Annotated in this window: 23 protein-coding genes and 1 tRNA gene; 15 read left to right on the top strand and 9 right to left on the bottom strand. The window is 54.4% G+C overall.

Features of this window, described 5'->3' with window-relative positions; all coding sequences use genetic code 11:
• Positions 1-31 precede the first annotated feature (31 nt).
• Positions 32-736 carry a leucyl/phenylalanyl-tRNA--protein transferase gene (aat, locus tag NA986_RS17380; protein ID WP_001241649.1) on the top strand — a complete coding sequence of 235 codons (705 nt, stop codon included), beginning with the start codon at positions 32-34 and terminating at the stop codon, positions 734-736.
• A 311-nt stretch (positions 737-1047) separates the two neighbouring features.
• Positions 1048-1266: a translation initiation factor IF-1 gene (gene infA / locus NA986_RS17375; RefSeq protein WP_001040187.1), complete on the top strand. Its 219-nt coding sequence runs from the start codon at positions 1048-1050 to the stop codon at positions 1264-1266.
• Between the two features lie 90 nt (positions 1267-1356).
• Here the strand turns inward: infA and NA986_RS17370 are convergent, their stop codons facing one another.
• On the bottom strand, positions 1357-2268 hold the full coding sequence (locus NA986_RS17370) for a LysR family transcriptional regulator (RefSeq protein WP_000597928.1): 912 nt from the start codon (positions 2266-2268) through the stop codon (positions 1357-1359).
• 108 nt (positions 2269-2376) lie between these two features.
• On the opposite strand from NA986_RS17370, the gene NA986_RS17365 reads away from it, so the two are divergent.
• The 3 genes from NA986_RS17365 (at position 2377) to NA986_RS17355 (ending at position 4170) form a co-directional block, all read left to right on the top strand.
• Positions 2377-3237, top strand: coding sequence for a pirin family protein (locus tag NA986_RS17365; RefSeq protein ID WP_000809969.1), 861 nt, complete (start codon positions 2377-2379; stop codon positions 3235-3237).
• Between the two features lie 19 nt (positions 3238-3256).
• Positions 3257-3934, top strand: a complete 678-nt coding sequence (locus tag NA986_RS17360; protein WP_000097893.1) for a hydrolase — start codon at positions 3257-3259, stop codon at positions 3932-3934.
• Positions 3935-4082: 148 nt separating this feature from the next.
• Positions 4083-4170, top strand: a tRNA-Ser gene (locus tag NA986_RS17355).
• A 447-nt stretch (positions 4171-4617) separates the two neighbouring features.
• Here the strand turns inward: NA986_RS17355 and clpA are convergent.
• From clpA to NA986_RS17340, 3 genes are all read right to left on the bottom strand, one after another.
• Entirely contained in the window at positions 4618-6894 is a 2277-nt protein-coding gene (clpA, locus tag NA986_RS17350) for an ATP-dependent Clp protease ATP-binding subunit ClpA (RefSeq protein ID WP_000934064.1), read from the bottom strand.
• A 30-nt stretch (positions 6895-6924) separates the two neighbouring features.
• Complete coding sequence (clpS, locus tag NA986_RS17345) at positions 6925-7245, bottom strand: ATP-dependent Clp protease adapter ClpS (RefSeq protein WP_000520789.1); 321 nt, start codon at positions 7243-7245, stop codon at positions 6925-6927.
• Positions 7246-7340: 95 nt separating this feature from the next.
• Positions 7341-7418, bottom strand: coding sequence for a hypothetical protein (locus tag NA986_RS17340; protein WP_212742690.1), 78 nt, complete (start codon positions 7416-7418; stop codon positions 7341-7343).
• 150 nt (positions 7419-7568) lie between these two features.
• Between NA986_RS17340 and cspD the strand changes: the two genes are divergently transcribed.
• On the top strand, positions 7569-7790 hold the full coding sequence (gene cspD, locus NA986_RS17335) for a cold shock-like protein CspD (protein ID WP_000447499.1): 222 nt from the start codon (positions 7569-7571) through the stop codon (positions 7788-7790).
• A 129-nt stretch (positions 7791-7919) separates the two neighbouring features.
• Here the strand turns inward: cspD and macB are convergent, their stop codons facing one another.
• Both macB and macA read right to left on the bottom strand, forming a co-directional pair.
• Positions 7920-9866 (bottom strand): macrolide ABC transporter ATP-binding protein/permease MacB, encoded by a 1947-nt coding sequence (gene macB / locus NA986_RS17330; RefSeq protein WP_000125893.1) that lies wholly within the window; start codon positions 9864-9866, stop codon positions 7920-7922.
• Complete coding sequence (gene macA, locus NA986_RS17325) at positions 9863-10981, bottom strand: macrolide transporter subunit MacA (RefSeq protein WP_001201754.1); 1119 nt, start codon at positions 10979-10981, stop codon at positions 9863-9865. The genes macB and macA overlap by 4 nt, the downstream gene beginning before the upstream one ends.
• 145 nt (positions 10982-11126) lie before the next feature.
• On the opposite strand from macA, the gene NA986_RS17320 reads away from it, so the two are divergent.
• Positions 11127-12077, top strand: coding sequence for a VirK/YbjX family protein (locus NA986_RS17320; RefSeq protein WP_001617140.1), 951 nt, complete (start codon positions 11127-11129; stop codon positions 12075-12077).
• Here NA986_RS17320 and NA986_RS17315 read toward each other — a convergent pair.
• Positions 12074-13732 (bottom strand): ATP-dependent endonuclease, encoded by a 1659-nt coding sequence (locus tag NA986_RS17315; protein ID WP_000599770.1) that lies wholly within the window; start codon positions 13730-13732, stop codon positions 12074-12076. The two genes, NA986_RS17320 and NA986_RS17315, sit on opposite strands and share 4 nt — an antisense overlap.
• A gap of 201 nt (positions 13733-13933) precedes the next feature.
• On the opposite strand from NA986_RS17315, the gene NA986_RS17310 reads away from it, so the two are divergent.
• The 7 genes from NA986_RS17310 to NA986_RS17280 all read left to right on the top strand — a co-directional run bounded on the left by NA986_RS17310 (position 13934) and on the right by NA986_RS17280 (position 23078).
• Complete coding sequence (locus tag NA986_RS17310; protein ID WP_000491119.1) at positions 13934-14833, top strand: lysine exporter LysO family protein; 900 nt, start codon at positions 13934-13936, stop codon at positions 14831-14833.
• A 143-nt stretch (positions 14834-14976) separates the two neighbouring features.
• Positions 14977-16629, top strand: a complete 1653-nt coding sequence (gene hcp / locus NA986_RS17305; RefSeq protein ID WP_000458792.1) for a hydroxylamine reductase — start codon at positions 14977-14979, stop codon at positions 16627-16629.
• Positions 16630-16640: 11 nt separating this feature from the next.
• Positions 16641-17609, top strand: a complete 969-nt coding sequence (gene hcr / locus NA986_RS17300; protein WP_023216393.1) for an NADH oxidoreductase — start codon at positions 16641-16643, stop codon at positions 17607-17609.
• Positions 17610-17766: 157 nt separating this feature from the next.
• Positions 17767-19485, top strand: a complete 1719-nt coding sequence (gene poxB, locus NA986_RS17295) for a ubiquinone-dependent pyruvate dehydrogenase (protein WP_070793874.1) — start codon at positions 17767-17769, stop codon at positions 19483-19485.
• 38 nt (positions 19486-19523) lie between these two features.
• Positions 19524-20525: a low-specificity L-threonine aldolase gene (ltaE, locus tag NA986_RS17290; RefSeq protein ID WP_000566346.1), complete on the top strand. Its 1002-nt coding sequence runs from the start codon at positions 19524-19526 to the stop codon at positions 20523-20525.
• A 10-nt stretch (positions 20526-20535) separates the two neighbouring features.
• On the top strand, positions 20536-21969 hold the full coding sequence (locus tag NA986_RS17285) for an SDR family oxidoreductase (protein ID WP_000079015.1): 1434 nt from the start codon (positions 20536-20538) through the stop codon (positions 21967-21969).
• A gap of 95 nt (positions 21970-22064) precedes the next feature.
• On the top strand, positions 22065-23078 hold the full coding sequence (locus NA986_RS17280) for an NAD-dependent epimerase/dehydratase family protein (RefSeq protein ID WP_023216392.1): 1014 nt from the start codon (positions 22065-22067) through the stop codon (positions 23076-23078).
• On the opposite strand, the gene NA986_RS17275 is transcribed toward NA986_RS17280, so the two are convergent.
• The gene (locus tag NA986_RS17275) at positions 23075-23905 is read right to left on the bottom strand and encodes an N-acetylmuramoyl-L-alanine amidase (RefSeq protein WP_023216391.1); all 831 of its coding nucleotides are present in this window, start codon (positions 23903-23905) and stop codon (positions 23075-23077) included. The two genes, NA986_RS17280 and NA986_RS17275, sit on opposite strands and share 4 nt — an antisense overlap.
• Complete coding sequence (locus tag NA986_RS17270; RefSeq protein WP_001160725.1) at positions 23902-24225, bottom strand: heavy metal-binding domain-containing protein; 324 nt, start codon at positions 24223-24225, stop codon at positions 23902-23904. Before NA986_RS17270 ends, NA986_RS17275 begins: the two co-directional genes overlap by 4 nt.
• Before the next feature lie 127 nt (positions 24226-24352).
• Between NA986_RS17270 and NA986_RS17265 the strand changes: the two genes are divergently transcribed.
• The gene (locus NA986_RS17265) at positions 24353-24868 is read left to right on the top strand and encodes a lipoprotein (protein ID WP_001270724.1); all 516 of its coding nucleotides are present in this window, start codon (positions 24353-24355) and stop codon (positions 24866-24868) included.
• Positions 24869-24881 lie beyond the last annotated feature (13 nt).

Genomic DNA, 24881 nt, shown 5'->3' with positions numbered 1-24881 from the left:
GATCCGACTTGCGTACTGGAGTTTCGCCGTCATGCGTCTGGTTCAGCTTTCCCGACATTCTATCGCCTTCCCTTCGCCGGAAGGCGCTTTACGCGAGCCTAACGGTTTACTGGCACTGGGCGGCGATCTCAGCCCTGCCCGGTTGTTAATGGCCTACCAGCACGGGATTTTCCCGTGGTTTTCGCCGGGCGACCCGATTCTGTGGTGGTCGCCCGATCCGCGCGCCGTGCTGTGGCCTGAAAAGTTTCACCTCAGTCGCAGCATGAAGCGCTTTCACAACGCATCCCCTTACCGCGTGACGCTCAATTACGCTTTCGACCGGGTCATTGATGGATGCGCCAATCACCGTGACGAAGGCACCTGGATAACGCGTGGTATTGAGGAAGCCTATCGCCGATTACATGAATTGGGCCACGCGCACTCCATTGAAGTGTGGCGCGATCGGGAACTGGTCGGCGGGATGTATGGCGTCTCGCAGGGGGCGCTGTTTTGCGGCGAATCGATGTTTAGCCGCCAGGAGAATGCTTCTAAAACCGCACTGCTGGTTTTTTGCGCTGAATTTATCCGTCACGGCGGTAAACTTATTGATTGTCAGGTACTTAATAGTCATACCGCCTCGCTCGGCGCCATTGAAATTCCACGTCGTGACTACCTCGATCACCTCGCGGCCTTACGCCAACAGCCGCTGGCCTCCCGTTTTTGGGTGCCGCGGACATTATTTTTGCCCCGGAAGTGAATGTTTTCGGCACATTTTTTATTGGGGTGTTATAATTGCTGCCGCAGAATTGGTTTAGCTCATTATCCCGCAGCCCGTTGTCAGGTAACGCCCATCGTTTATTTCACCGTTCCCTTATATGTTGCGCTTATGTCGATACATCAGGCGGTAGTATCAGGGAAAAGGTGTATAACGCGGCGTTGTCGTGTGTCGCGGAATCATGTGCTAAACCTGGTTTGCTGTGTTTTAAACGCACAAATCTTTACTTATCAAAAGAAGTTCGGCATTATCTTGCCGGTTCAAATTATGGTAGTGATACCCCAGAGGATTAGATGGCCAAAGAAGACAATATTGAAATGCAAGGTACCGTTCTCGAAACGTTACCTAATACCATGTTCCGCGTAGAGTTAGAAAACGGTCACGTGGTTACTGCACACATCTCCGGTAAAATGCGTAAGAACTACATCCGCATCCTGACGGGCGACAAAGTGACCGTTGAGCTGACCCCGTACGACCTGAGCAAAGGCCGCATTGTCTTCCGTAGTCGCTAATTGTCTCCTCACGCCCTGAAGGGCGGCTGGATAAAAGGTCGGTTTAACCGGCCTTTTTTGCGTCCATTAAGTCGATGAATGACGAGCAGGTTACTCTTCCACCATCCGCGCATACTCTTCCGTCAAAAAATCGACCAACGCGCGTACGGAAGGTAATAATCCTCGCCGGGATGGGAACACAGCATGAATAACCTCCCGCCGGGGCTCCCACTCTTCCAGCACCGCGACCAGTTCACCGGCGGCCAGTTGTTCTTTCACCATTAAGACAGGTAACTGCACAAGCCCCACGCCCGCCATCGCCGCCTCGCGTAGCGCCAACATGTCTGTAGTAATCATACGCGGGGTAAAATGGACTTCCGCACGCGCGCCCTGCGGGCCGTAAAGTTCCCAGCGGTGGATATGCTTGCCGGATGCAAGACTTAGCCCTGGCCAATGACTCAACTCCGCCGGCGCGGAAGGGATTCCCATCCGTGCGATAAGATCCGGGCTGGCAAACAGGCGATGCCCTCTGTCAGCCAGGACGCGCATCACCAGGTCGCTATCTTCAAACGGGCGCGGCCTGACGCGAATCGCCACATCCACCCCCTCCCCTACGACGTCCACCCGACGATTGGTCGCTTCAAGCTGTAGCGAAACATCAGGATAACGCGCCATAAATTTCGCCAGCATTGGGCCGATGTGTACATGCAGCAGCGTCACCGGGCAGGTCAGCTTCACGATACCGCGAGGCTCTACCTGCAATGCGGCAATGGCATCCTGCGCCGCCTGAGCTTCCACCAGCATCGCTTTACAGTGCTCATAGAATGTTTGCCCCACTTCGGTAACGTTAAACTGCCGGGTGGTTCGCTGAATCAATCGCACGCCCAGCCGTTCCTCCAGTTGCGCAATACGCCGGCTCAGTTTTGATTTTGGTTCATCAAGCGCACGCCCCGCCGCGGCAAACCCACCCTCTTCGACCACATGCACAAACCACGCAAAATCATTGAGATCCGTTTTTATCATTACATTGTCCTATTAATGGAACGGTATGAGCCATTTTAGCCACTACCGAACCTTTTGTCATGAATATAAGCTTATTCACATCAAGACAACGCCACTGAGGAGAACACCATGAAACAGATTACAGGCGTCTATACCGCACCTCGCCCGCACTGGGTTGGCGATGGATTTCCGGTTCGTTCACTCTTTTCTTATCAGTCACATGCGCAGCAGTTGAGTCCATTCCTGCTGCTGGATTATGCCGGGCCGCACACATTTACGCCGGGTAATGAAAAACGCGGCGTTGGAGAGCATCCACACCGCGGTTTCGAGACCGTGACGATTGTTTATAGTGGCGAAGTCGAGCATCGGGACTCTACCGGTCGCGGCGGCGTTATCGGCCCGGGCGACGTTCAGTGGATGACCGCAGGCGCAGGCATTTTGCATGAAGAGTTCCATTCCGACGCGTTTACCCGTCGGGGCGGCGAACTGGAAATGGTGCAGTTGTGGGTTAACCTTCCCATGAAGGACAAAATGACCACCCCGGGTTATCAAAGCATTACCCACGATGTTATCCCGACCGTTACGTTGCCGGATGACGCCGGAGTCGTGCGGGTCATCGCAGGGCGTTATGAAGAGACAAAAGGCCCGGCGCACACTTTCTCGCCGCTCAATGTCTGGGATATGCGCCTGCAACGCAATCGCCAGCTTACATTGGCGCAGCCGGAAGGATGGAGCACCGCGCTGGTGGTACTGAAAGGCAATATCACGGTGAACGGCACGACGCCGGTCAACGAAGCGCAACTGGTGGTGTTGAGCCAGCAAGGGAAAACGCTGCACCTTGAGGCCAGCAGCGACGCCAGCGTATTGCTGTTATCAGGCGAGCCGCTGAATGAACCGATTGTGGGTTACGGCCCATTTGTTATGAACACGAAACAAGAGATCGCAGAAGCAGTCCGCGATTTCAACTCCGGCCGTTTTGGCCAAATCTGAAAACATGAAGGAGAACACGATGTCAAGTCCTGCTAATTTTAATGGTTTGCGCCCGGTAATTGATGTTAACGATTCCGTGATGCTTTTAATCGATCATCAAAGCGGTCTTTTCCAGACCGTAGGCGATATGCCAATGCCGGAATTACGCGCTCGCGCCGCGGCGTTGGCGAAGATGGCGACGTTAGCGAAAATGCCGGTCATTACCACGGCATCCGTACCGCAAGGTCCGAACGGCCCGCTGATCCCGGAGATCCACGCTAATGCGCCACATGCGCAGTACATTGCGCGCAAAGGTGAAATTAACGCCTGGGATAACGAAGATTTCGTTAAGGCGGTAAAAGCGACGGGTCGTAAGACGCTGATCATTGCCGGGACGATTACCAGCGTGTGCATGGCATTCCCGGCCATTAGCGCGGTAGCGGAAGGTTATAAGGTATTTGCCGTGATCGACGCATCCGGTACCTACAGTAAGATGGCGCAGGAGATCACCCTGGCGCGTATCGTACAGGCTGGCGTCGTACCGATGGATACTGCCGCAGTCGCCTCTGAGCTGCAAGGCACCTGGAACCGTGAAGACGCCGCCGCGTGGGCCGACGTTTATACTCAGGTGTTCCCGGCCTATCAACTGCTGATCGAAAGCTACAGCAAAGCGCAGGATGTGGTGAAAAACAACGAAATGTTGGATTCACAGCGCTAATTTGCCTCCCCGCGCCAGTTTGGGCGGGGATTATGTCTATTGCATGAGCAAACGACAGTGAATATGTAAATTCTGCTTGACCGTTTTAGCGCAACTCCCTATAGTAGCGCCCCGTTGCCCCCCAAGTGGTCAGGCAGCAATACAATATGGTGAGGTGTCCGAGTGGCTGAAGGAGCACGCCTGGAAAGTGTGTATACGGCAACGTATCGGGGGTTCGAATCCCCCCCTCACCGCCATATTTAAGTTGAGAGCCTGTACAGAAGTACGGGCTTTTTGCTTATATGTATCCCCCAAACCAAGGGGGGATGAGAACACCCGACCGGGGTTCGACACAAAAACGCCGGGAGCGTTTTTGAACAGAGCTTGCTCTGGCCCCGAAGGGGCGAGGCCCAGGGATGGGCTGAGTAGCGGCGCAGCCAGTTGGACAGACCGGGCGCGCAGCGAACGGGCTGCCCGAAGGGCGAGCGCAGCGAGTCAATCCCCCCCTCACCGCCATATTCAAGAAAGAGCTCGTACGAAAGTACGGGCTTTTTTTTCACATATGACCCGTCGATTACCGGATGATGGCGCAACTTACAAGCGCCTTATCCGCCTACCGCGAGCACAACGCCATTAGGCTAACTATTAGCCGGCATAAAAAAACCGGGCGCTAAGGCCCGGTTTGTACGGCAGTGAAACGAAGATTAATGCGCGGCTTCCGGCTTGTGCTTTTGCGCGCTCTGAAAGCCATACGTCAACGCATTTTTCTCTTTATCCAGCGCGACGGTGACCTGTCCGCCATCAACCAGCGATCCAAACAGCAACTCATTGGCCAGCGGTTTTTTCAGGTTATCCTGAATCACACGCGCCATTGGTCGTGCGCCCATCGCCCGGTCATAGCCCTTTTCCGCCAGCCAGTCGCGCGCTTCCTGACTGACTTCCAGGGAGACGCCTTTCTGATCCAACTGAGCCTGCAACTCGACGATAAACTTATCGACAACCTGATGAATCACCTCGCCAGACAGATGATCGAACCAAATGATGTTGTCGAGACGGTTACGGAACTCCGGCGTAAACACTTTCTTGATCTCGCCCATCGCATCGGTACTGTTGTCCTGATGAATAAGACCAATAGATTTACGTTCGGTTTCTCGCACGCCGGCGTTGGTGGTCATCACCAGCACCACATTGCGGAAATCCGCCTTACGGCCGTTGTTATCGGTCAGCGTACCGTTATCCATCACCTGCAGCAGCAGGTTAAAGACATCCGGGTGCGCTTTTTCGATCTCATCCAGCAACAGCACCGCATGAGGATGCTTAATCACCGCATCCGTCAGCAGCCCGCCCTGGTCGAAACCGACGTATCCCGGAGGTGCGCCGATCAAACGGCTCACCGTATGGCGCTCCATATATTCGGACATATCGAAGCGCAACAGCTCAATACCCAGCGCTTTTGAAAGCTGTACCGTAACTTCAGTTTTCCCTACGCCAGTTGGCCCGGCGAACAAGAATGAGCCGACAGGTTTATGCTCATGGCCCAGACCCGCACGACTCATCTTAATAGCTTCGGTCAGCGCCTCAATCGCGTTATCCTGGCCGAAGACCAGCATTTTCAGACGATCGCCCAGGTTCTTCAGCGTATCGCGATCGCTCTGCGAGACGCTCTTTTCAGGAATTCGCGCAATTCGCGCCACTACGGACTCAATATCCGCCACGTTGACCGTTTTCTTACGTTTGCTCACCGGCATCAGACGCGCCCGAGCGCCCGCTTCGTCAATCACGTCAATGGCTTTATCCGGCAGATGGCGGTCATTGATATATTTTACCGCCAGCTCGACCGCCGCACGCACCGCTTTCGCGGTATAACGCACGTCGTGGTGCGCTTCGTACTTAGGTTTCAAGCCGTTGATAATTTGCACCGTCTCTTCCACCGAAGGCTCGGTAATATCAATTTTCTGGAAACGGCGCGCTAATGCGCGGTCTTTCTCAAAAATATTGCTGAATTCCTGATAGGTCGTTGAGCCGATCACCCGGATCTTACCGCTGGAAAGCAGCGGTTTAATCAGATTTGCCGCATCCACCTGTCCGCCCGACGCCGCGCCAGCGCCGATAATGGTATGGATTTCATCGATAAACAGGATGCTGTTGGTATCCTGCTCAAGCTGTTTCAGCAACGCCTTAAACCGTTTTTCAAAATCGCCGCGGTATTTGGTGCCCGCCAGCAGCGAACCGATATCCAGCGAGTAAATGGTGCAATCGGCCATCACTTCCGGCACATCGCCCTGCACGATACGCCAGGCCAGCCCTTCGGCAATCGCCGTTTTGCCGACGCCGGATTCCCCTACCAGCAACGGGTTATTTTTACGGCGACGACACAAGACCTGGATCGCGCGTTCCAGTTCTTTTTCACGACCAATCAGCGGATCGATGCCGCCCACGCGAGCAAGTTGGTTAAGATTCGTCGTGAAGTTTTCCATACGCTCCTCCCCGCCAGCTTGTTCGTCGCCAGTTGGCTGATTGCCGAGATCGGAAGATTGGCTCGGTTCGTCTTTTCGCGTCCCGTGAGAAATAAAGTTCACGATATCCAGACGGCTCACTTCATGCTTGCGCAGCAGATAAGCCGCCTGTGATTCCTGTTCGCTAAAGATAGCCACCAGCACATTCGCGCCAGTCACTTCACTACGCCCGGAAGACTGAACATGGAAGACGGCACGTTGCAGGACACGCTGGAAACTTAACGTCGGCTGCGTATCACGTTCTTCTTCACTGGCAGGCAGTACGGGTGTGGTTTGTTCAATGAAGGCTTCGAGTTCCTGACGGAGCGCCACCAGATCCACGGAGCATGCTTCCAGCGCTTCGCGAGCCGATGGGTTGCTGAGCAGCGCCAGCAACAGATGCTCGACGGTCATAAACTCATGACGGTGCTCGCGCGCTCTGGCGAAAGCCATGTTTAAACTGAGTTCCAGTTCTTGATTGAGCATAGGCACCTCCCCCAATTTTTATACCTGCATTCAGGCTTTTTCCAGCGTACACAGCAACGGATGCTCGTTCTCCCTTGCATACTTGTTCACCATCGCCACTTTGGTTTCCGCCACCTCGGCGGTAAACACGCCGCAGATAGCTTTGCCTTGATAGTGAACCGCAAGCATCAATTGCGTTGCACGTTCTACATCATAAGAAAAGAATTTTTGTAACACGTCAATAACAAACTCCATCGGAGTGTAGTCATCATTGACTAATATCACTTTATACATAGATGGCGGTTTTAGCGCGTCGCGCACGCTATCTTCCACCAACTGGTCAAAATCCAGCCAATCGTTCGTCTTACCCATTGTCAGTCGTCATTATCGGTTACGGTTGTCGGCAGGAAAATCTGCCGCTGACCAGAGTCTATGCACACAATCAATCTACCTCAATTGATAGATAACTAACATCTATCAGTACCATCCGCGACATCTGTCACATTCCCGGCAATAGCGTTAACTGCTTCAAATTTTTGATTCATTTTTACCCGATCCCCCCTGCCTGATGCTTGACGCCTCGCCTGATTTCTCTAAATTGTAATGTCGAGAGTTGGTGAGGTTTTGAACAGCCCCCACTCCGTCACCGGTTCATTCCATCTTACTTATATAAGATTTACGAAGGATGTCGAAGCATGGAAACGGGTACTGTAAAGTGGTTCAACAATGCCAAAGGGTTTGGTTTCATCTGCCCTGAAGGCGGCGGCGAGGATATTTTCGCCCATTATTCCACCATTCAAATGGATGGTTACAGAACGCTTAAAGCCGGACAGTCTGTCCGGTTTGATGTCCACCAGGGGCCAAAAGGCAATCACGCCAGCGTCATCGTGCCCATCGAAGCAGAGGCCGTTGCATAGCTCCTCTGTCTCATTGTGTACATCCAGGAGGCAAAATGCCAGCCCGATCGGCTGGCATTTTTATTTAACGCCAGTGCCTGGTGGCGACACTGTTGCATCTTATCAGGCCGACAAATGACGTCAGCAAGATTACTCCCTTGCCAGCGCATCCACCGGGTCCAGTCGCGCCGCGTTTCTCGCCGGTAGCCAGCCAAACAGTATCCCGGTAAACGTCGAACATAAAAACGCGCTCGCCAGCGCAGTCAGTGAAAAACCGATCTCCCAGCCGGGCAGGAAAAGCTGTAGCATAAATGCGATGAACATCGACAAGCTAATCCCCAGCGCTCCACCAACCAGGCAAACCAGCACCGCTTCAATAAGAAACTGCTGTAGCACATCGCTGGCGCGCGCGCCTACCGCCATACGGATGCCGATTTCACGCGTTCGCTCGGTGACGGAAACCAGCATAATATTCATAACGCCGATGCCGCCGACAACCAGCGAAATGACAGCCACCAGCGTCAGAAATAACTGAAGAGTATAGGTGGTTTTTTCAGCCGTTTTCAGGACGCTGTCCATATTCCAGGTGAAGAAGTCTTTTTTACCGTGGCGTAAGGTGAGCAGGCGAGTAAGCTGCTGTTCAGCCTGATCGCTATCAACGCCATCTTTCACACGAACGGTGATCGAGTTAAGCCATGACTGACCCATTATGCGATCTGACATCGTGCTATAGGGCAACCAAATTTGCAACAGATTGCTATTGCCGTACATGGACGGTTTCTCTTCCGCCACGCCAATAACAATAACCGGCATATTACCCACCAGCACCACTTCCCCTACGACATTCGCTTTATTTGGAAATAGCTGGCGTCGCGTGTTGGCATCCAGCACCACCACCTGCGCGCGATCCTGTTGCTGTACAGCATTGAAGGTGTTCCCCTCCCTAAAGGACATGCCGTAAACGTTAAAATAATCGCCACTGACGCCATTAGCATTTACGGCAATATCAATATTGCCATAGCGAAGACGTAAGCTCTTTGAAACGCTGGGCGTCGCAGAGTTAACCCACGGCTGTTTCTGAATAGCGACCAGATCGTCATATTTCAGCGCCTGTCGATACTGCGGGTTGTCGTCGCCGAAATCTTTGCCTGGATGAATATCAATCGTGTTAGTGCCCATAGCGCGGATATCCGCCAGTACCATCTGTTTTGCGGCGTCGCCGACCACCACAATCGACACCACCGACGCAATACCGATAATAATTCCCAGCATGGTCAGTAAAGTACGCATTTTGTTAGCGGCCATCGCTAACCACGCCATTGACAGCGCTTCGCGAAAGCTGCTGGCAAATTGCCGCCAGCCGGGAGCCGTATTAACTACGGCAGCGTCAACGCCCTGTTCGCGTTTCTTTTCCTGCGCGGGCGGATTATGGACAATCTTGCCATCGTGAATTTCAATAATCCGCTCCGCCTGGGCGGCAATCAGCGGATCGTGCGTCACAATGATCACCGTATGTCCGCGATCGCGCAGTTGGCGCAAAATCGCCATCACCTCTTCGCCGGAATGGCTATCCAGCGCGCCGGTTGGCTCATCCGCCAGAATCACCTGTCCGCCGTTCATCAGCGCGCGGGCAATACTGACACGCTGCTGCTGTCCGCCAGAAAGCTGTGAAGGTGGGTAATCGACGCGATCGCTTAATCCCAGCCGCAAAAGCAACTCTCTGGCGCGCGCCTGGCGTTTTTTGCGTTCAATGCCGGCGTAGACGGCGGGGATTTCAACATTTTGCGCTGCCGTTAAATGCGACAATAGATGGTAGCGCTGAAAGATAAAGCCAAAATGCTCACGCCGCAGCTGTGCCAGCGCGTCCGGGTCCAGCGTCGAGACGTCCCGCCCCGCCACCCGATAAGTGCCGCTGGTCGGTTTATCCAGGCACCCGAGGATATTCATCAGCGTTGATTTTCCAGAACCGGAAACGCCGACGATCGCCACCATCTCCCCGGCGTGGATTTGCAGGGAGATATCTTTCAACACCGCCACCTGCTCTTCTCCGGAGGGGTAGCTGCGACTCACATTGCGCAGTTCAAGCAATGCCGTCATGGCGTCGCTCCTGGCCTGCTCTCGCCGATGATCACCTCATCGCCCGCTTCCAGACCTTTAACCACTTCCACGTCTGTATCGTTACGCTCGCCAATGATCACTTCGCGCTCACGTTTTTCGCCGTTACGCAACAGCGCCACTTTATAACGATTGCCGCCCACCGGTTCGCCAAGCGCGGCGAGAGGAATAATCAGCACATTTTTGACATCCATGAGTTGAATATAAACCTGTGCGGTCATATCAAGACGCAAGATTCTTTTGGGATTCGGCACTTCAAACCGGGCGTAATAAAAAATAGCGTCGTTGATCTTTTCCGGCGTCGGCAGAATATCCTTTAAAACGCCTTCATAGCGCGTTTGCGGATCGCCTGCAATGGTGAACCATGCTTTCTGCCCCGCCCGAAGATGGATCACGTCCGCTTCCGAGACCTGCGCTTTTACCAGCATGGTGCTCATATCCGCCAGCGTCAGAATATTGGGCGCCTGCTGAGCTGCAATCACCGTTTGTCCTTGCAGGGTAGTGATTTGCGTCACTTCCCCCGCCATGGGAGCAACAATACGGGTATATTCCAGGTTGGTTTTCGCGGTGTCCAACGAGGCCCGATTACGTTTGATCTGGGCATCTATGGTGCCAATACGCGCCTGTTTAACCGCCATCTCCGTCGCCGCGGTATCCAGATCCTGTTGCGATACCGCCTGAGTCTTAGCTAACTGCTGCTGGCGCGCCAGCGTAACCCGCGCCAGCTTTAACTCAGCGGCTGCCTGCTGACGCTCTGCGTTCAGCTCCATCAGGGTGGCCTCGACCTCTTTTATCTGGTTCTCCGCCTGATCCGGATCAATCACGCCGAGTAGCTGATCTTTTTTAACGTTATCGCCAATGGAGACCAGCAGCGTTTTCAACTGGCCGCTCACCTGCGCGCCGACATCCACTTTACGCAACGCGTCCAGTTTTCCAGTCGCCAGTACACTCTGTTCAAGATCGCCTGGCCGCACGATTAATGTCTGATAAGTTGGCAGCGGCGCATTTAGCATTCGCCAGCCAGCCATCCCCCCCACTAAAAGAATTAAAATAATGACCAGATAACGCTTTTTAAATTTCTTTCCCTTAGCACGCATAGAAACCCTGACGGCAAAATTTCAACCAGAAAGTAAACCGTATCTAAACAAACCTGACACAATAAAGATAGCGTCGGCTGTATTGACGATTGGTTAATGTTTCCTGTGGTTCAATCTCGACAATCTTATGTCGCGGATTACGATCATGACACAGCTTACAGATAATACCTGGTACACTTCAGATTACATCTCTCCTTTACAATTATTTATTCGTCTGACGCGCGGGCAATTACAGCCAGGAAAATTCTGGCGTAAAGCCAGCTTTCGTCGCAAGTTTTTAATCCGCTCATTAGTCATGCCGCGTGCGACCAGCCAATTACTGACCAATCTCACCCAATGGCCGGAGTTAAATACGTTACTTGCTCGTCAGCCGCGTTTGCCTATTCGGCTACATCGTCCTTATATGGCTGTAAATATTAAACGCGATTTCGCCTTAGATGCGCTGTGTTTTCATTATCAACAGATGCGCCAACTTTTATCGCGGGAACAACAAGTTAGCTATTTAAGTCAGTATGGCCTGAATCTTGCTAAATTTGAAACTAAAACCGGCGAGTTGTTTCAACTTGATTTAGTCAGTCTGGTCTCACTGGATAAAGAAGGTGAAAGCACTATTGTTGTTCGCGACGCACAGTTACGTATTCTGGCAGAGATCACATTTACTCTGTGTCGCTTTAACCAACAACGCACACTATTTATCGGCGGATTACAGGGCGCGGCAAACGACGTCCCTCACGAAATTATCCAGCAGGCGACCAAAGCCTGCCATGGTCTTTTTCCCAAACGCATCGTGATGGAGGCTCTCTGTCAGTTTGCGCAAGTCTTTCAGGCAGAAAAGATTATAGCCGTGAGTAACGATGCGCACGTTTACCGTAGCTGGCGATACATGGATAAAAAGACGCAAATGCATGCCGACTATGACGCGTTTTGGGAATCGTTAGGCGGTGAAAGAATTAAAGGAAATTACTATGCGCTGCCGCTGGCGATCGCCCGAAAAAGCGAATCGGAGATCGCCAGTAAAAAACGGGCCGAGTATCGCCGCCGCTATGCGTTACTCGATAGCGTCGTCGAACAGGTTCCGGCCACATTCAAACGCTAATCCGCCCGGCCCCGCGCCAGCCAAACCACGCGCGAGAACATCTTTCTGAACAGCGGCGGCACGGCGTCAATTCCCCGCCGCCCGGCTTCCATCGCGACTTCAATCGCCAAATCCGGCTTTGACGAGCGGTGGATAGCTTTAGTGATAATTTTCCGGGTATTCATCGGCACATTAGGCGGAAGCTGCGCAACCCGGTGAAAAACATCGGCAAAGCCCTGACGATACATAAAATGTTCCATATCCAGCGCAGGCAGCGCCGTGAGATGTTCGCGTTCTTCTTCCCGATCGTTATTAAGCAGACTGCGGACCGTCGCGGCATATTTTTTCCCCGCTTCGTCGCCATCCACCAGGACATGCCACTCGATTCCCATACGGCGGGCGAACTTCACCAGCGGTTTCAGGCCAGACTGAGCAAACTCAATGACTTTAATACCCTCCGCATCAAAATGATGTCCACACTGACGCGCCAGCTCATTAATAACCCAGGTTTCCGTCTCGCCTTCCACCAGTAGCCAGCAACGCGCAAACAGCGACGACGCGCGATTAAAGCGGATATGAAAGGCGATGCGCCGTCCATCTTCCGCGCTTAACCCGCCCGGGCCCAGACGCCAGGCGGCGACGCGGGAAGATTCGCGCACCAGCCGTACGACATGCTCCACCGGCGTTAGCGAGAGCAATTCGCCTGAGTTGGTTGTCGCTATCCGCTGTAGCGGTAACAGATTGAGCAATTGCCAGGCGACTGAAAGCATAATGGGATGTAAACGGGTTTCCGGATCTTCCACCAGCAGTAATGGTCGCGCGTCTTTATGTAACCGCAGCGTCCCTTTCGCCTGTAACAGCGTGGAGAAAAGCCCCAGCAGGATCACCCGATGCGACCGGCTGCCCGGTTTGTCGATCATCCGATTAATAATATCCAGATAGCGCCAGCTACGCTGCTCATTTTGCGAACGCCGGCGCATGAGTCGGTGACGCGCCTGTCCTGCGCCCTGCTCTGAGAAATAGTGTTCAAGCAGTTGCACCATCGCGGACAGTCCCTGGCGAATCTGCCCGTCGGTTAAATTTTGCGGCCTGGTCGCCAGCTCACGCGCCAGAAAATCCAGCTGTCGGGCCGTGACTTCAACATCCGGCACATTGGGCACCGTACCGTTGCGAATACGTCGCATAAAGCGCGCATCGCGCAAACGTAGCACTGGCATCAGACGAACCAGGTGGCGCACCTGATCGTTAATATTTTCCACCGGTAATGGCTGCCCATCACTATTGAGAAAACTGCGCAGCGTCATCACGCTGCCATCAGCGCCGCATTCTCCCTCTAGCCGATAAAAAATACGGTGAAAATCATCCTCGCAAGGCGACCAGCATGCTTCCAGCGCTCGATAACGACGTACCCGATGCCGCCCTGGCTGCGTTTCGCGAAAAGTCAGAATAATATGCAGGTGATGCTCGCGTCCTTTTATGTCGCCAGGCGGAAACCAGAAATCCTCACGGACAAAATGGTAGAGATCGAGTTCCGGCGACAATAACAGAGTCAGCGCATCCAGCAGGCTGGATTTGCCCCAGGCGTTTTCCCCAATCAGCACGTTGTTTTGCTCCAGCATCAACGACAGTCGGTTGATACCGCGAAATCCTACTATTTCAACGCGTTCGAGAATCATGCTTCCTCCAGAAAAACGTCATCACTCCATAAAATTCACCGCAGTATAACGGCAAATGCGTCCGCCTGGCGTGATATTCCCCCCCTTTGCCTGGGGCAAATGTCTGATAAATGTACGGCTGACGGTGTCGCTTTACTGATAGTCTGGAATTCGGTAGTGTCATGTACGCTATTCAAACAATAAAAAAGGGCCCGGCTGTTCATGTTTTCAGGACTTTTAATCATTCTGGTTCCACTGATTGTGGGCTATCTCATTCCACTGCGACATAAAGCCGCATTACAACTCATTAACCGGCTACTGAGCTGGATCGTGTATCTTATTCTCTTTTTTATGGGAATAAGCCTGGCGTTTTTGGATAACCTCGCCAGTAATCTGGTGGCGATTTTTCATTATTCCGCCGTCAGTATTACGATTATTTTATTGTGTAATATCGCTGCCTTATTGTGGCTGGAACGTATCCTCCCGTGGCGTCACCATCATCAGCAGGAAAAACTGCCTTCGCGTATTGCCATGGCGCTGGAGTCGCTACAACTGTGCGGCGTAGTGGTATTGGGGTTTGTTATCGGCCTGAGCGGACTCTCTGTTTTACAGCACGCCACCGAAGCCAGTGAATATACGCTGATCTTTTTATTGTTCCTGGTGGGGATTCAGCTACGAAATAGCGGCATGACCTTAAAGCAAATTGTGCTTAACCGTCGGGGAATGATGGTCGCGGTCGTTGTCGTGGCAAGCTCATTACTGGGCGGCGTGATTAATGCGTTTATCCTGGACTTACCGCTAAAAACCGCCATGGCGATGGCGTCAGGTTTCGGCTGGTACTCTCTTTCCGGTATTTTGCTGACGGAGTCGTTTGGACCGGTTATCGGCAGCGCGGCATTTTTTAACGATCTGGCCCGCGAGCTCTTAGCCATTATGCTTATTCCCGGTCTGGTTCGCCGCAGCCGTTCAACGGCGTTGGGCCTGTGCGGAGCGACCTCAATGGACTTTACGTTGCCGGTATTACAGCGCTCCGGCGGCGTAGAGATTGTTCCGGCGGCTATCGTACATGGCTTTATCCTCAGCCTGCTGGTCCCCCTCTTAATGGCGTTCTTCTCGGCCTGATACCTCTTTGGCGGTAGGCATCTGCCGCCAAAATTGCGCTAAATCAATCTCCTTGCACATTATGGCAGAAATCCCTTTTATCCCTTTGTTCACAGGCATAACCTTAAACATGTATATCAAATATAACTTTAAAAGGTGTGACCATGTTTTGTGTGCAATGTGAACAAACCATCCGTACACCAGCCGGAAACGGCTGCTCCTACGCGCAGGGAATGTGCGGTAAAACAGCTGAAACGTCCGATCTGCAGGATCTGCTGATTGCGGCTTTGCAAGGTTTGTCTGCCTGGGCGGTGAAGGCCCGTGAATATGGCATCATTAATCACGACGTTGATAACTTTGCGCCGCGCGCGTTTTTCTCCACGCTGACCAATGTTAACTTCGACTCTCCGCGTATCGTCGGCTACGCCCGTGAAGCGATTGCCTTGCGTGAAGCGTTGAAAGCGCAGTGCCTGAGCGTGGATGCCAATGCGCATTGCGACAATCCGATGGCCAATCTGCAACTGGTTAGCGACGATCTGGGCGAACTGCAACGTCAGGCGGCGGAATTTACCCCGAATAAAGACAAAGCCGCCATTGGCGAGAACATCCTCGGCCTGCGTCTGCTGTGCCTGTACGGTCTGAAAGGCGCGGCGGCGTATATGGAGCACGCGCACGTTCTCGGTCAATACGACAACGACATTTATGCGCAGTACCACAAAATCATGGCCTGGCTGGGCACCTGGCCTGCTGACATGAACGCGCTGCTGGAGTGCGCAATGGAAATCGGCCAGATGAACTTCAAAGTGATGAGCATTCTGGATGCCGGTGAAACCACCAAATACGGTCACCCAACGCCGACTCAGGTCAACGTCAAAGCGACTGAAGGCAAGTGCATTCTGATCTCCGGTCACGATCTGAAAGATCTCTACAACCTGCTGGAGCAGACCGAAGGCACCGGCGTTAACGTCTACACTCACGGTGAAATGCTGCCCGCACATGGCTATCCGGAACTGCGTAAATTCAAGCATCTGGTCGGTAACTACGGCAGCGGCTGGCAGAATCAGCAGGTCGAATTCGCCCGCTTCCCTGGCCCAATCGTGATGACCTCTAACTGCATTATCGACCCGACCGTGGGCAGCTATGACGACCGTATCTGGACCCGTAGCATCGTCGGCTGGCCGGGCGTTAGCCATCTTGAAGGCGATGACTTCGGGCCGGTCATTGCCCAGGCGCAGCAAATGGCGGGCTTCCCGTATAGCGAAATTCCGCATCTCATCACCGTCGGTTTTGGCCGTCAGACCCTGCTCGGCGCTGCCGATACGCTCATCGATCTGGTCAGTCGTGAAAAACTGCGCCACATCTTCCTGGTCGGCGGCTGTGACGGCGCGCGCGGCGAGCGTAACTACTTTACCGATTTCGCCACCAGCGTACCGGATGACTGCCTGATCCTGACCCTGGCCTGCGGTAAATACCGTTTCAACAAACTGGAGTTCGGCGACATCGAAGGGCTGCCGCGTCTGGTCGATGCCGGTCAGTGTAACGATGCTTACTCCGCAATTATCCTGGCGGTGACGCTGGCGGAAAAACTGGGCTGCGGCGTCAACGATCTGCCGCTATCGCTGGTGCTCTCCTGGTTTGAGCAGAAAGCGATCGTGATTCTGCTGACGCTGCTGTCATTAGGCGTGAAAAATATTGTCACCGGGCCGACCGCGCCGGGCTTCTTCACGCCGGATCTGCTGGCTATCCTCAACGAGAAGTTCGGTCTGCGCTCCGTGACCACCGTTGAAGAAGACATGAAGCAATTGCTGAGCGCGTAAGGAGGTCAATGATGACGATGCCAACCTCACAATGTCCCTGGCGAATGCAGGTGCATCACATCCGTCAGGAGACGCCGGATGTATGGACAATTGCGCTATTATGCCATGATTACTACCCTTACCGCGCCGGGCAGTATGCGCTGGTGAGCGTGCGTAATTCAGCGGAAACGCTGCGCGCCTACACCCTTTCGTCTACGCCGGGCGTCAGTGAATATATTACGCTGACCGTTCGTCGGATTGACGATGGCACGGGTTCACAGTGGTTGACCCATGACATCAAGCGCGGCGATTACATCTGGCTGTCTGATGCAATGGGCGATTTTACCTGTGACGATAAAACAGAAGATAAGTTTCTGCTGCTCGCCGCCGGTTGTGGCGTAACGCCAATCATGTCGATGCGTCGCTGGCTGGCGAAATACCGCCCGCAGGCCGATGTGCAGGTCATCTTTAACGTCCGTTCGCCGGATGATGTGATTTTTGCCGACGAGTGGCGACAGTATCCGGTCACGCTAGTGGCGGAAAATCATGCCACGGAAGGTTTTGTCGCGGGCCGTCTGACCACGGAATTGTTACAGCGCGTACCGGATTTGGCATCGCGCACCATCATGACCTGCGGCCCGGCGCCCTATATGGATTTCGTCGAACAGGGAGTGAAAGCGCTTGGCGTAACGCGCTTCTTTAAAGAGAAGTTCTTCACGCCGGTGGCGGAAACGGCAACCAGCGGCCTGAAATTCACCAAACTACAGCCAGCGCAGGAATTTTATGCCCCGATCGGTACAACGCTGTTGGAGGCGCTGGAGAGTAATAAAGTACCGGTTGCCGCTGCCTGTCGGGCAGGTGTTTGCGGCTGCTGTAAAACCAAAGTCGTTTCCGGCGACTATACGGTGAGCAGCACCATGACGCTGAGCGAGGCGGAGATTGCCGAAGGTTACGTACTGGCCTGCTCCTGCCATCCGCAGGGCGATCTTGTTCTCGCATAATCGGTAAACGTTCCATCGTAGGCCCGGTAAGCGTTAGCGCCACCGGGCGATTTACCACTCGCTTCATCCTTTCGCCCCTCTCTCCGCCAAAGAAAAACGTCATCGTCATCTTCAACTAAACTTGTAACCGTTATCACATTTAAGGAGATGGAGAACCATGAAACAAACCGTTGCTGCTTTCATCGCCAAAACGCTGGAACAGGCTGGCGTAAAACGAATCTGGGGCGTCACTGGCGACTCCCTGAACGGCCTGAGCGATAGTCTTAATCGTATGGGAACCATTGAATGGATGCCAACCCGCCACGAAGAGGTCGCCGCTTTCGCCGCCGGCGCACAAGCGCAGCTTACCGGCGAGCTGGCAGTGTGCGCCGGTTCATGCGGACCGGGCAACCTGCACCTGATCAATGGCCTGTTTGATTGCCACCGTAACCACGTCCCTGTTCTGGCGATCGCCGCCCATATTCCGTCCAGTGAAATCGGCAGCGGTTATTTCCAGGAGACCCACCCGCAGGAGTTGTTCCGTGAATGCAGCCACTATTGCGAGTTGGTTTCCAGCCCGGAGCAGATCCCGCAGGTACTCGCCATCGCCATGCGCAAAGCGGTGCTAAACCGCGGCGTCTCCGTGGTCGTACTGCCGGGTGACGTGGCGCTGAAACCCGCACCTGAAAACGCCGTCACTCATTGGTACCATGCCCCGCACCCCGTCGTCACGCCGGCGGAGGAAGAGCTAAAAAAACTGGCGCAACTGCTGCGCTACTCCAGCAATATCGCATTGATGTGCGGCAGCGGCTGCGCGGGCGCGCATGAGGAGTTGGTCGCGTTGGCGGCAAAACTAAAAGCGCCAATCGTTCATGCCCTGCGCGGCAAAGAGCACGTTGAGTACGATAACCCTTATGATGTGGGAATGACCGGCCTGATTGGCTTTTCTTCTGGCTTCCACACCATGATGAACGCCGATACGCTGATCCTGCTCGGCACCCAGTTCCCCTACCGCGCCTTTTATCCGAGCGATGCCAAAATCATTCAGATTGACATCAACCCGGGCAGTATTGGCGCGCACAGCAAAGTCGACATGGCGCTGGTGGGCGATATTAAACCCACGCTTCGCGCCCTGCTGCCGCTGGTGGAAGAAAAAAGCAATCGTAAATTCCTCGATAAAGCTCTGGAGCACTATCGGGACGCCCGTAAGGGACTTGATGACTTAGCCAAACTCAGCGATAAAGCCATCCACCCACAATATCTGGCGCAACAAATTAGCCATTTCGCCGCTGACGACGCTATTTTTACCTGCGATGTCGGCACGCCGACCGTCTGGGCGGCCCGCTATCTAAAAATGAACGGCAAGCGCCGCCTGCTGGGCTCGTTTAACCACGGGTCAATGGCCAACGCCATGCCGCAGGCGCTCGGCGCTCAGGCCACCGCGCCGGGTCGGCAGGTTATCGCGATGTGCGGTGATGGCGGCTTCAGTATGCTGATGGGCGATTTTCTCTCGGTGGTACAGATGAAGCTGCCGATAAAAATCGTCGTCTTTAATAACAGCGTGCTGGGCTTTGTGGCGATGGAAATGAAAGCCGGCGGCTACCTTACCGACGGTACCGAACTGCACGACACCAATTTCGCGCGTATCGCCGAAGCCTGCGGCATTACCGGTATTCGCGTGGAAAAAGCCGCAGACGTGGACGGAGCGCTACAGCGCGCGTTTTCCATCGATGGCCCGGTACTGGTTGACGTGGTCGTGGCAAAAGAAGAGCTGGCGATCCCGCCGCAGATCAAACTGGAACAAGCGAAAGGCTTTAGCCTGTACATGCTGCGCGCCATTATTAGCGGCCGCGGCGATGAAGTGATCGAACTGGCGAAAACGAACTGGCTAAGGTAAAACAGTGCACATCACCTTTTAAAATCCAGGGATGTGCCATGATTGATTTACGCAGTGATACCGTTACCCGACCGGGCCGCGCTATGCTCGAGGCGATGATGACCGCCCCGGTCGGGGACGACGTATACGGCGATGACCCTACTGTTAACGCCCTTCAGCGCTACGCCGCCGACCTTTCCGGTAAAGAAGCGGCGCTTTTTTTACCCACCGGCACCCAGGCCAATCTGGTCGCGCTGCTTAGCCATTGTGAACGCGGCGAAGAGTATATCGTCGGTCAGGGCGCGCATAATTATCTCTATGAAGCTGGCGGCGCGGCGGTGCTCGGCAGCATTCAGCCGCAGCCCATCGACGCCGCCGCGGACGGTACGCTGCCGCTGGAGAACGTGGCGGCGAAGATTAAAGCGGATGACATCCACTTCGCGCGCACGCGCTTGCTCAGTCTGGAAAATACGCATAACGGGAAAGTGCTGCCGCGCGCGTATCTGAAAGACGCCTGGACATTTACCCGCGAACGTGGACTGGCGCTGCACGTTGACGGCGCCCGAATTTTTAACGCGGTGGTTGCCTACGGCTGTGAGTTAAAAGAGATTACGCAGTATTGCGACTCTTTTACCATCTGCCTGTCAAAAGGTCTCGGGACGCCGGTCGGTTCGCTGCTGGTCGGCAACCGCGACTACATTAAACGCGCGACGCGCTGGCGTAAAATGGTCGGCGGCGGAATGCGTCAGGCCGGGATTCTGGCAGCGGCCGGACTGTATGCGCTGAAGCATAACGTGGCGCGTCTGCAAGAGGATCATGATAACGCCGCCTGGCTGGCGCAGCAGCTTCGGGAAGCGGGCGCGGAGGTCATGCGCCACGAAACGAATATGCTGTTTGTTCGCGTTGGCGAAGCACAGGCCGCCGCGCTTGGCGACTATTTGCGGGAACGGAATATCCTGATTAACGCCGCGCCGATTGTGCGTCTGGTGACGCATCTGGATGTCTCTCGCGAACAGCTTGCCGACGTCGTCGCCCACTGGCGCGCCTTTTTAGCCCGCTAAGGAGAGCAACGTGGCGCAACGCATTCTGGTTCTCGGCGCCAGCGGCTATATCGGCCAGCACCTGGTCTTTGCGCTAAGTCAGCAAGGGCATCAGGTGCGGGCGGCGGCGCGACGCGTCGAACGTCTGGAAAAACAGCGCCTCGCCAACGTCAGTTGTCATAAGGTCGATCTGCACTGGCCGGAAAATTTACCCGCGCTGCTTCGCGACATTGATACCGTTTACTATCTGGTACACGGCATGGGCGAAGGCGGCGATTTTATCGCCCATGAGCGTCAGGCGGCGCTCAACGTGCGCGACGCGCTGCGCCAGACGCCGGTTAAACAACTTATTTTCCTCAGTTCATTGCAGGCGCCAACGCATGAGCAATCCGATCACCTGCGCGCCCGCCAGCTTACGGCTGACACACTGCGCGACGCAGGCGTACCGGTGACGGAATTACGCGCCGGGATCATCGTCGGCGCAGGCTCCGCCGCCTTCGAAGTCATGCGTGACATGGTTTACAACCTGCCAATACTCACGCCGCCGCGCTGGGTGCGTTCGCGCACCACGCCCATCGCTCTGGAAAATTTACTCTACTACCTGGTCGGCTTGCTGGACCACCCTGCGCACAAGCATCGTATTCTGGAAGCCGCCGGACCACAGGTATTAAGTTATCAGCAGCAGTTTGAACGTTTTATGGCCGTCAGCGGTAAACGGCGTCCGCTGATCCCGGTGCCTTTTCCGACCCGCTGGATTTCGGTCTGGTTTTTAAACGTTATTACCTCCGTGCCGCCGACTACCGCAAAAGCGTTAATCCAGGGGTTAAGGCACGATTTGCTGGCCGATGACGCCGCGTTAAAAAAGTTGATCCCCCAAACGCTTATCACCTTTGATGACGCCGTTCGCCGCACGCTGAAAGAAGAAGAAAAACTGGTGAACTCCAGCGACTGGGGCTACGACGCGCTGGCCTTCGCCCGCTGGCGTCCCGAATACGGCTATTTTCCAAAGCAGGCGGGCTTTACCGCGCAGACCCCGGCCAGCCTATCGGCGCTCTGGCAGGTCGTAAATCGGCTGGGTGGCAAAGAGGGCTATTTTTTCGGCAATATTTTGTGGCAGACGCGCGCCGCGATGGACCGTCTGGTGGGGCATAAACTGGCGAAAGGCCGCCCGTCGCATACTTTGCTCAAGCCTGGCGATACGGTAGATAGCTGGAAAGTGATCATTGTCGAGCCAGAAAAACAGCTCACGCTCTTGTTTGGCATGAAAGCGCCGGGTCTGGGGCGGCTTAGCTTCACGCTGCACGATAAAGGTCGCTACCGCGAAATTGACGTGCGCGCCTGGTGGCATCCACACGGAATGCCGGGCCTGATTTACTGGCTACTGATGATCCCGGCGCACCTGTTTATTTTCCGGGGAATGGCAAGGCGTATTGCCCGACTTGCAGAACAAATCACAGAAAAATGAGAAAAAGTTGCTGTATTCTTTCGTGTTTCCCATTGCATACCGACGTAATTCACGGAAGAATGCGCACGACGGTTTATTAAACACAGTGGATTGATATGAAGGTACTGGTTACCGGCGCCACCAGCGGCTTAGGTCGAAACGCGGTTGAATTTTTGCGCAATAAAGGCATCAGCGTCAGAGCGACGGGTCGCAATGAAGCGATGGGCAAGCTGCTTGAAAAAATGGGCGCGGAATTCGTCCATGCGGATTTAACCGAACTGGTCTCCTCGCAGGCTAAAGTGATGCTCGCCGGGATCGACACGTTGTGGCACTGCTCCAGCTTTACCTCGCCCTGGGGAACCCAACAAGCTTTCGATCTGGCGAATGTTCGCGCCACCCGCCGCCTGGGAGAATGGGCGGTCGCCTGGGGCGTGCGCAATTTTATTCATATCTCCTCTCCCTCACTCTATTTTGATTACCACCATCACCGTGATATCAAAGAAGATTTCCGTCCGCATCGGTTTGCCAATGAGTTCGCCCGCAGTAAAGCCGCCGGTGAAGAGGTGATTAATCTGCTGGCGCAGGCTAATCCGCAAACACGTTTTACGGTGTTGCGTCCGCAAAGCCTGTTTGGCCCGCACGATAAAGTATTTATCCCACGTCTGGCGCATATGATGCACCATTACGGTAGCGTCTTATTACCGCACGGGGGCAGCGCGCTGGTCGATATGACCTACTATGAAAATGCGATCCACGCCATGTGGCTGGCCAGCCAGCCGGGCTGCGATCATCTGCCTTCTGGCCGCGCTTATAACATCACTAACGGCGAAAACCGCACCTTACGCAGCATCGTACAAAAGTTAATTGATGAACTGTCTATCGACTGCCGCATTCGCTCTGTGCCTTACCCGATGCTGGATATGATCGCCCGCAGTATGGAGCGCTTCGGCAAAAAATCCGCCAAAGAGCCCCCGCTAACGCATTACGGCGTGTCAAAACTGAATTTTGATTTTACGCTCGATACGACTCGCGCGCAGGAAGAGCTGGGCTACCAGCCCATCGTCACGCTGGACGAAGGCATTGAGCGCACTGCCGCCTGGCTGCGCGATCACGGAAATTTACCGCGTTAATCATGGCCGTACTTCTCCAGTAATGCTTCGGCAATCGCCTGCGTTTCGGCATCTGCGATACCGTTCCATTGCGCCGGACGGAAGTGCATCTGGAACGCCATAATCACCCGCTGCTGCTCGCGCGCCGTCATATCGGCTTTGACTTCATAGCCATAGCGCGAGAGTAACGCAAGCACCGTTGCGGTATCGACTGGCGTATACGGCGCGCGTCCAGCCAGATAAAACGCCACACGCTGGGCGTCAGGCCAGGCGCCAATCCCCTGCGCCGCCAGCTCGCGCCACGGGAAGCGCGGGCCGGGATCGTCTTTACGCTGCGGCGCGATATCCGCATGGGCCACCACATTCTGCGGTTTGATGTCATAGCGCGCGATAATGTCCTTCGCTAACGGAATCAATGCCTGAATTTGCGCGGATTCAAACGGCGCGAAAGATTTCACCCCGCCGGACATTCGCCAGCCGCGATTTTCCAGCTCAATGCCAATAGACGTATCATTGAGACGCGTGGCGCCTCGCCAGAAACTGACGCCCGCATGCCAGGCCTGATCCTGTTCCGACACCAGTTGCCAGATGCGCGGTTTACCGCCATATAATGGCGGGGTTGCGGGAATCAGGTAATGCGAACTGACGTTGCGGCCCGTTAACGTCGCCAGCGAAACGTCAAAGTTTTCCGCCGTATAGTGAATCACCAGGACTTTAATGCGCGGATAGGCCGCCTGCGCCCGATGTCGGGTATCAAGCTGATATCCCTCTTTATCGATAATTCCTTTTTCGCTCGCGCAGCCTGTTAACAGCAACGCGAGACCCACCAGCCACAGTAGCGCTCTCATCGGCGCGTTTTCACCGCCGTTCCGCTGACGCTGACCATCAGCATACTGCCATCCTTGCCGACAGTTTCGTAATCAATATCGATGCCTACCACCGCATCGGCGCCCAACGCTTTAGCCTGCTCGCCAAGTTCCTGAAAAGCGATTTCACGCGCTTTACGCAGCTCTTTCTCATACGCGCCGGAACGTCCGCCGACGATATCCCGAATGCCGGCGAAAAAATCGCGGAAAATATTGGCGCCTAAAATGGCTTCGCCCGTTACCACACCGCAATACTCCACGATGCTTTGTCCTTCCAGCGTTGGGGTTGTTGAAAACTGCATAGTGAATCTCCCGGGTTAGCTAAGCACACGATCTCAAACGCATTATCAAGCTGATACGCTATCATTGAAAGGATATAATTGATTATCGTAGATCGGTTTTTGCTCGATCGCCTATAAGGAAATCATCATGCGCTATTCTAAACTCTCTTTGCTCATCCCGTGCGCGCTTCTGCTTAGCGCCTGTACGACCGTCACTCCCGCCTACAAAGATAATGGCCCGCGTATCGGCGCGTGTGTGGAAGGCGGCCCGGACAGCGTGGCTCAACAATTTTACGACTACCGTATTCAACACCACAGCAATGATATCGCCGCGCTTCGCCCCTACTTGAGTGATAACCTGGCGAAATTGTTGACCGACGCCAGCCGCGATACGGAGCACCGCCAGTTGATGAGCGGCGATCTGTTCTCCAGCCGCGCTACGCTGCCGGATAGCGCCAACGTCGCCAGCGCATCAACCATTCCGAACCGAGATGCGCGCAACATTCCTCTGCGGGTAGCGTTAAAACAGGGCGATCAAAGCTGGCAGGATGAAGTGCTTATGATTCACGAAGGCTCATGCTGGGTGATTGACGACGTTCGCTATCTGGGCGGAGATGTCCATGCCCCTGCCGGTACGCTGCGCCAGTCGATAGAAAACCGTTAACAGCCAGTATTCC

The organism is Salmonella sp. NW177, from assembly GCF_051811585.1.
GTDB classification, from domain to species: Bacteria; Pseudomonadota; Gammaproteobacteria; order Enterobacterales; family Enterobacteriaceae; genus Salmonella; species Salmonella enterica.
Note: the sequence above shows the minus strand (reverse complement) of the source record. Positions and strands in the feature narration are given on the sequence as shown.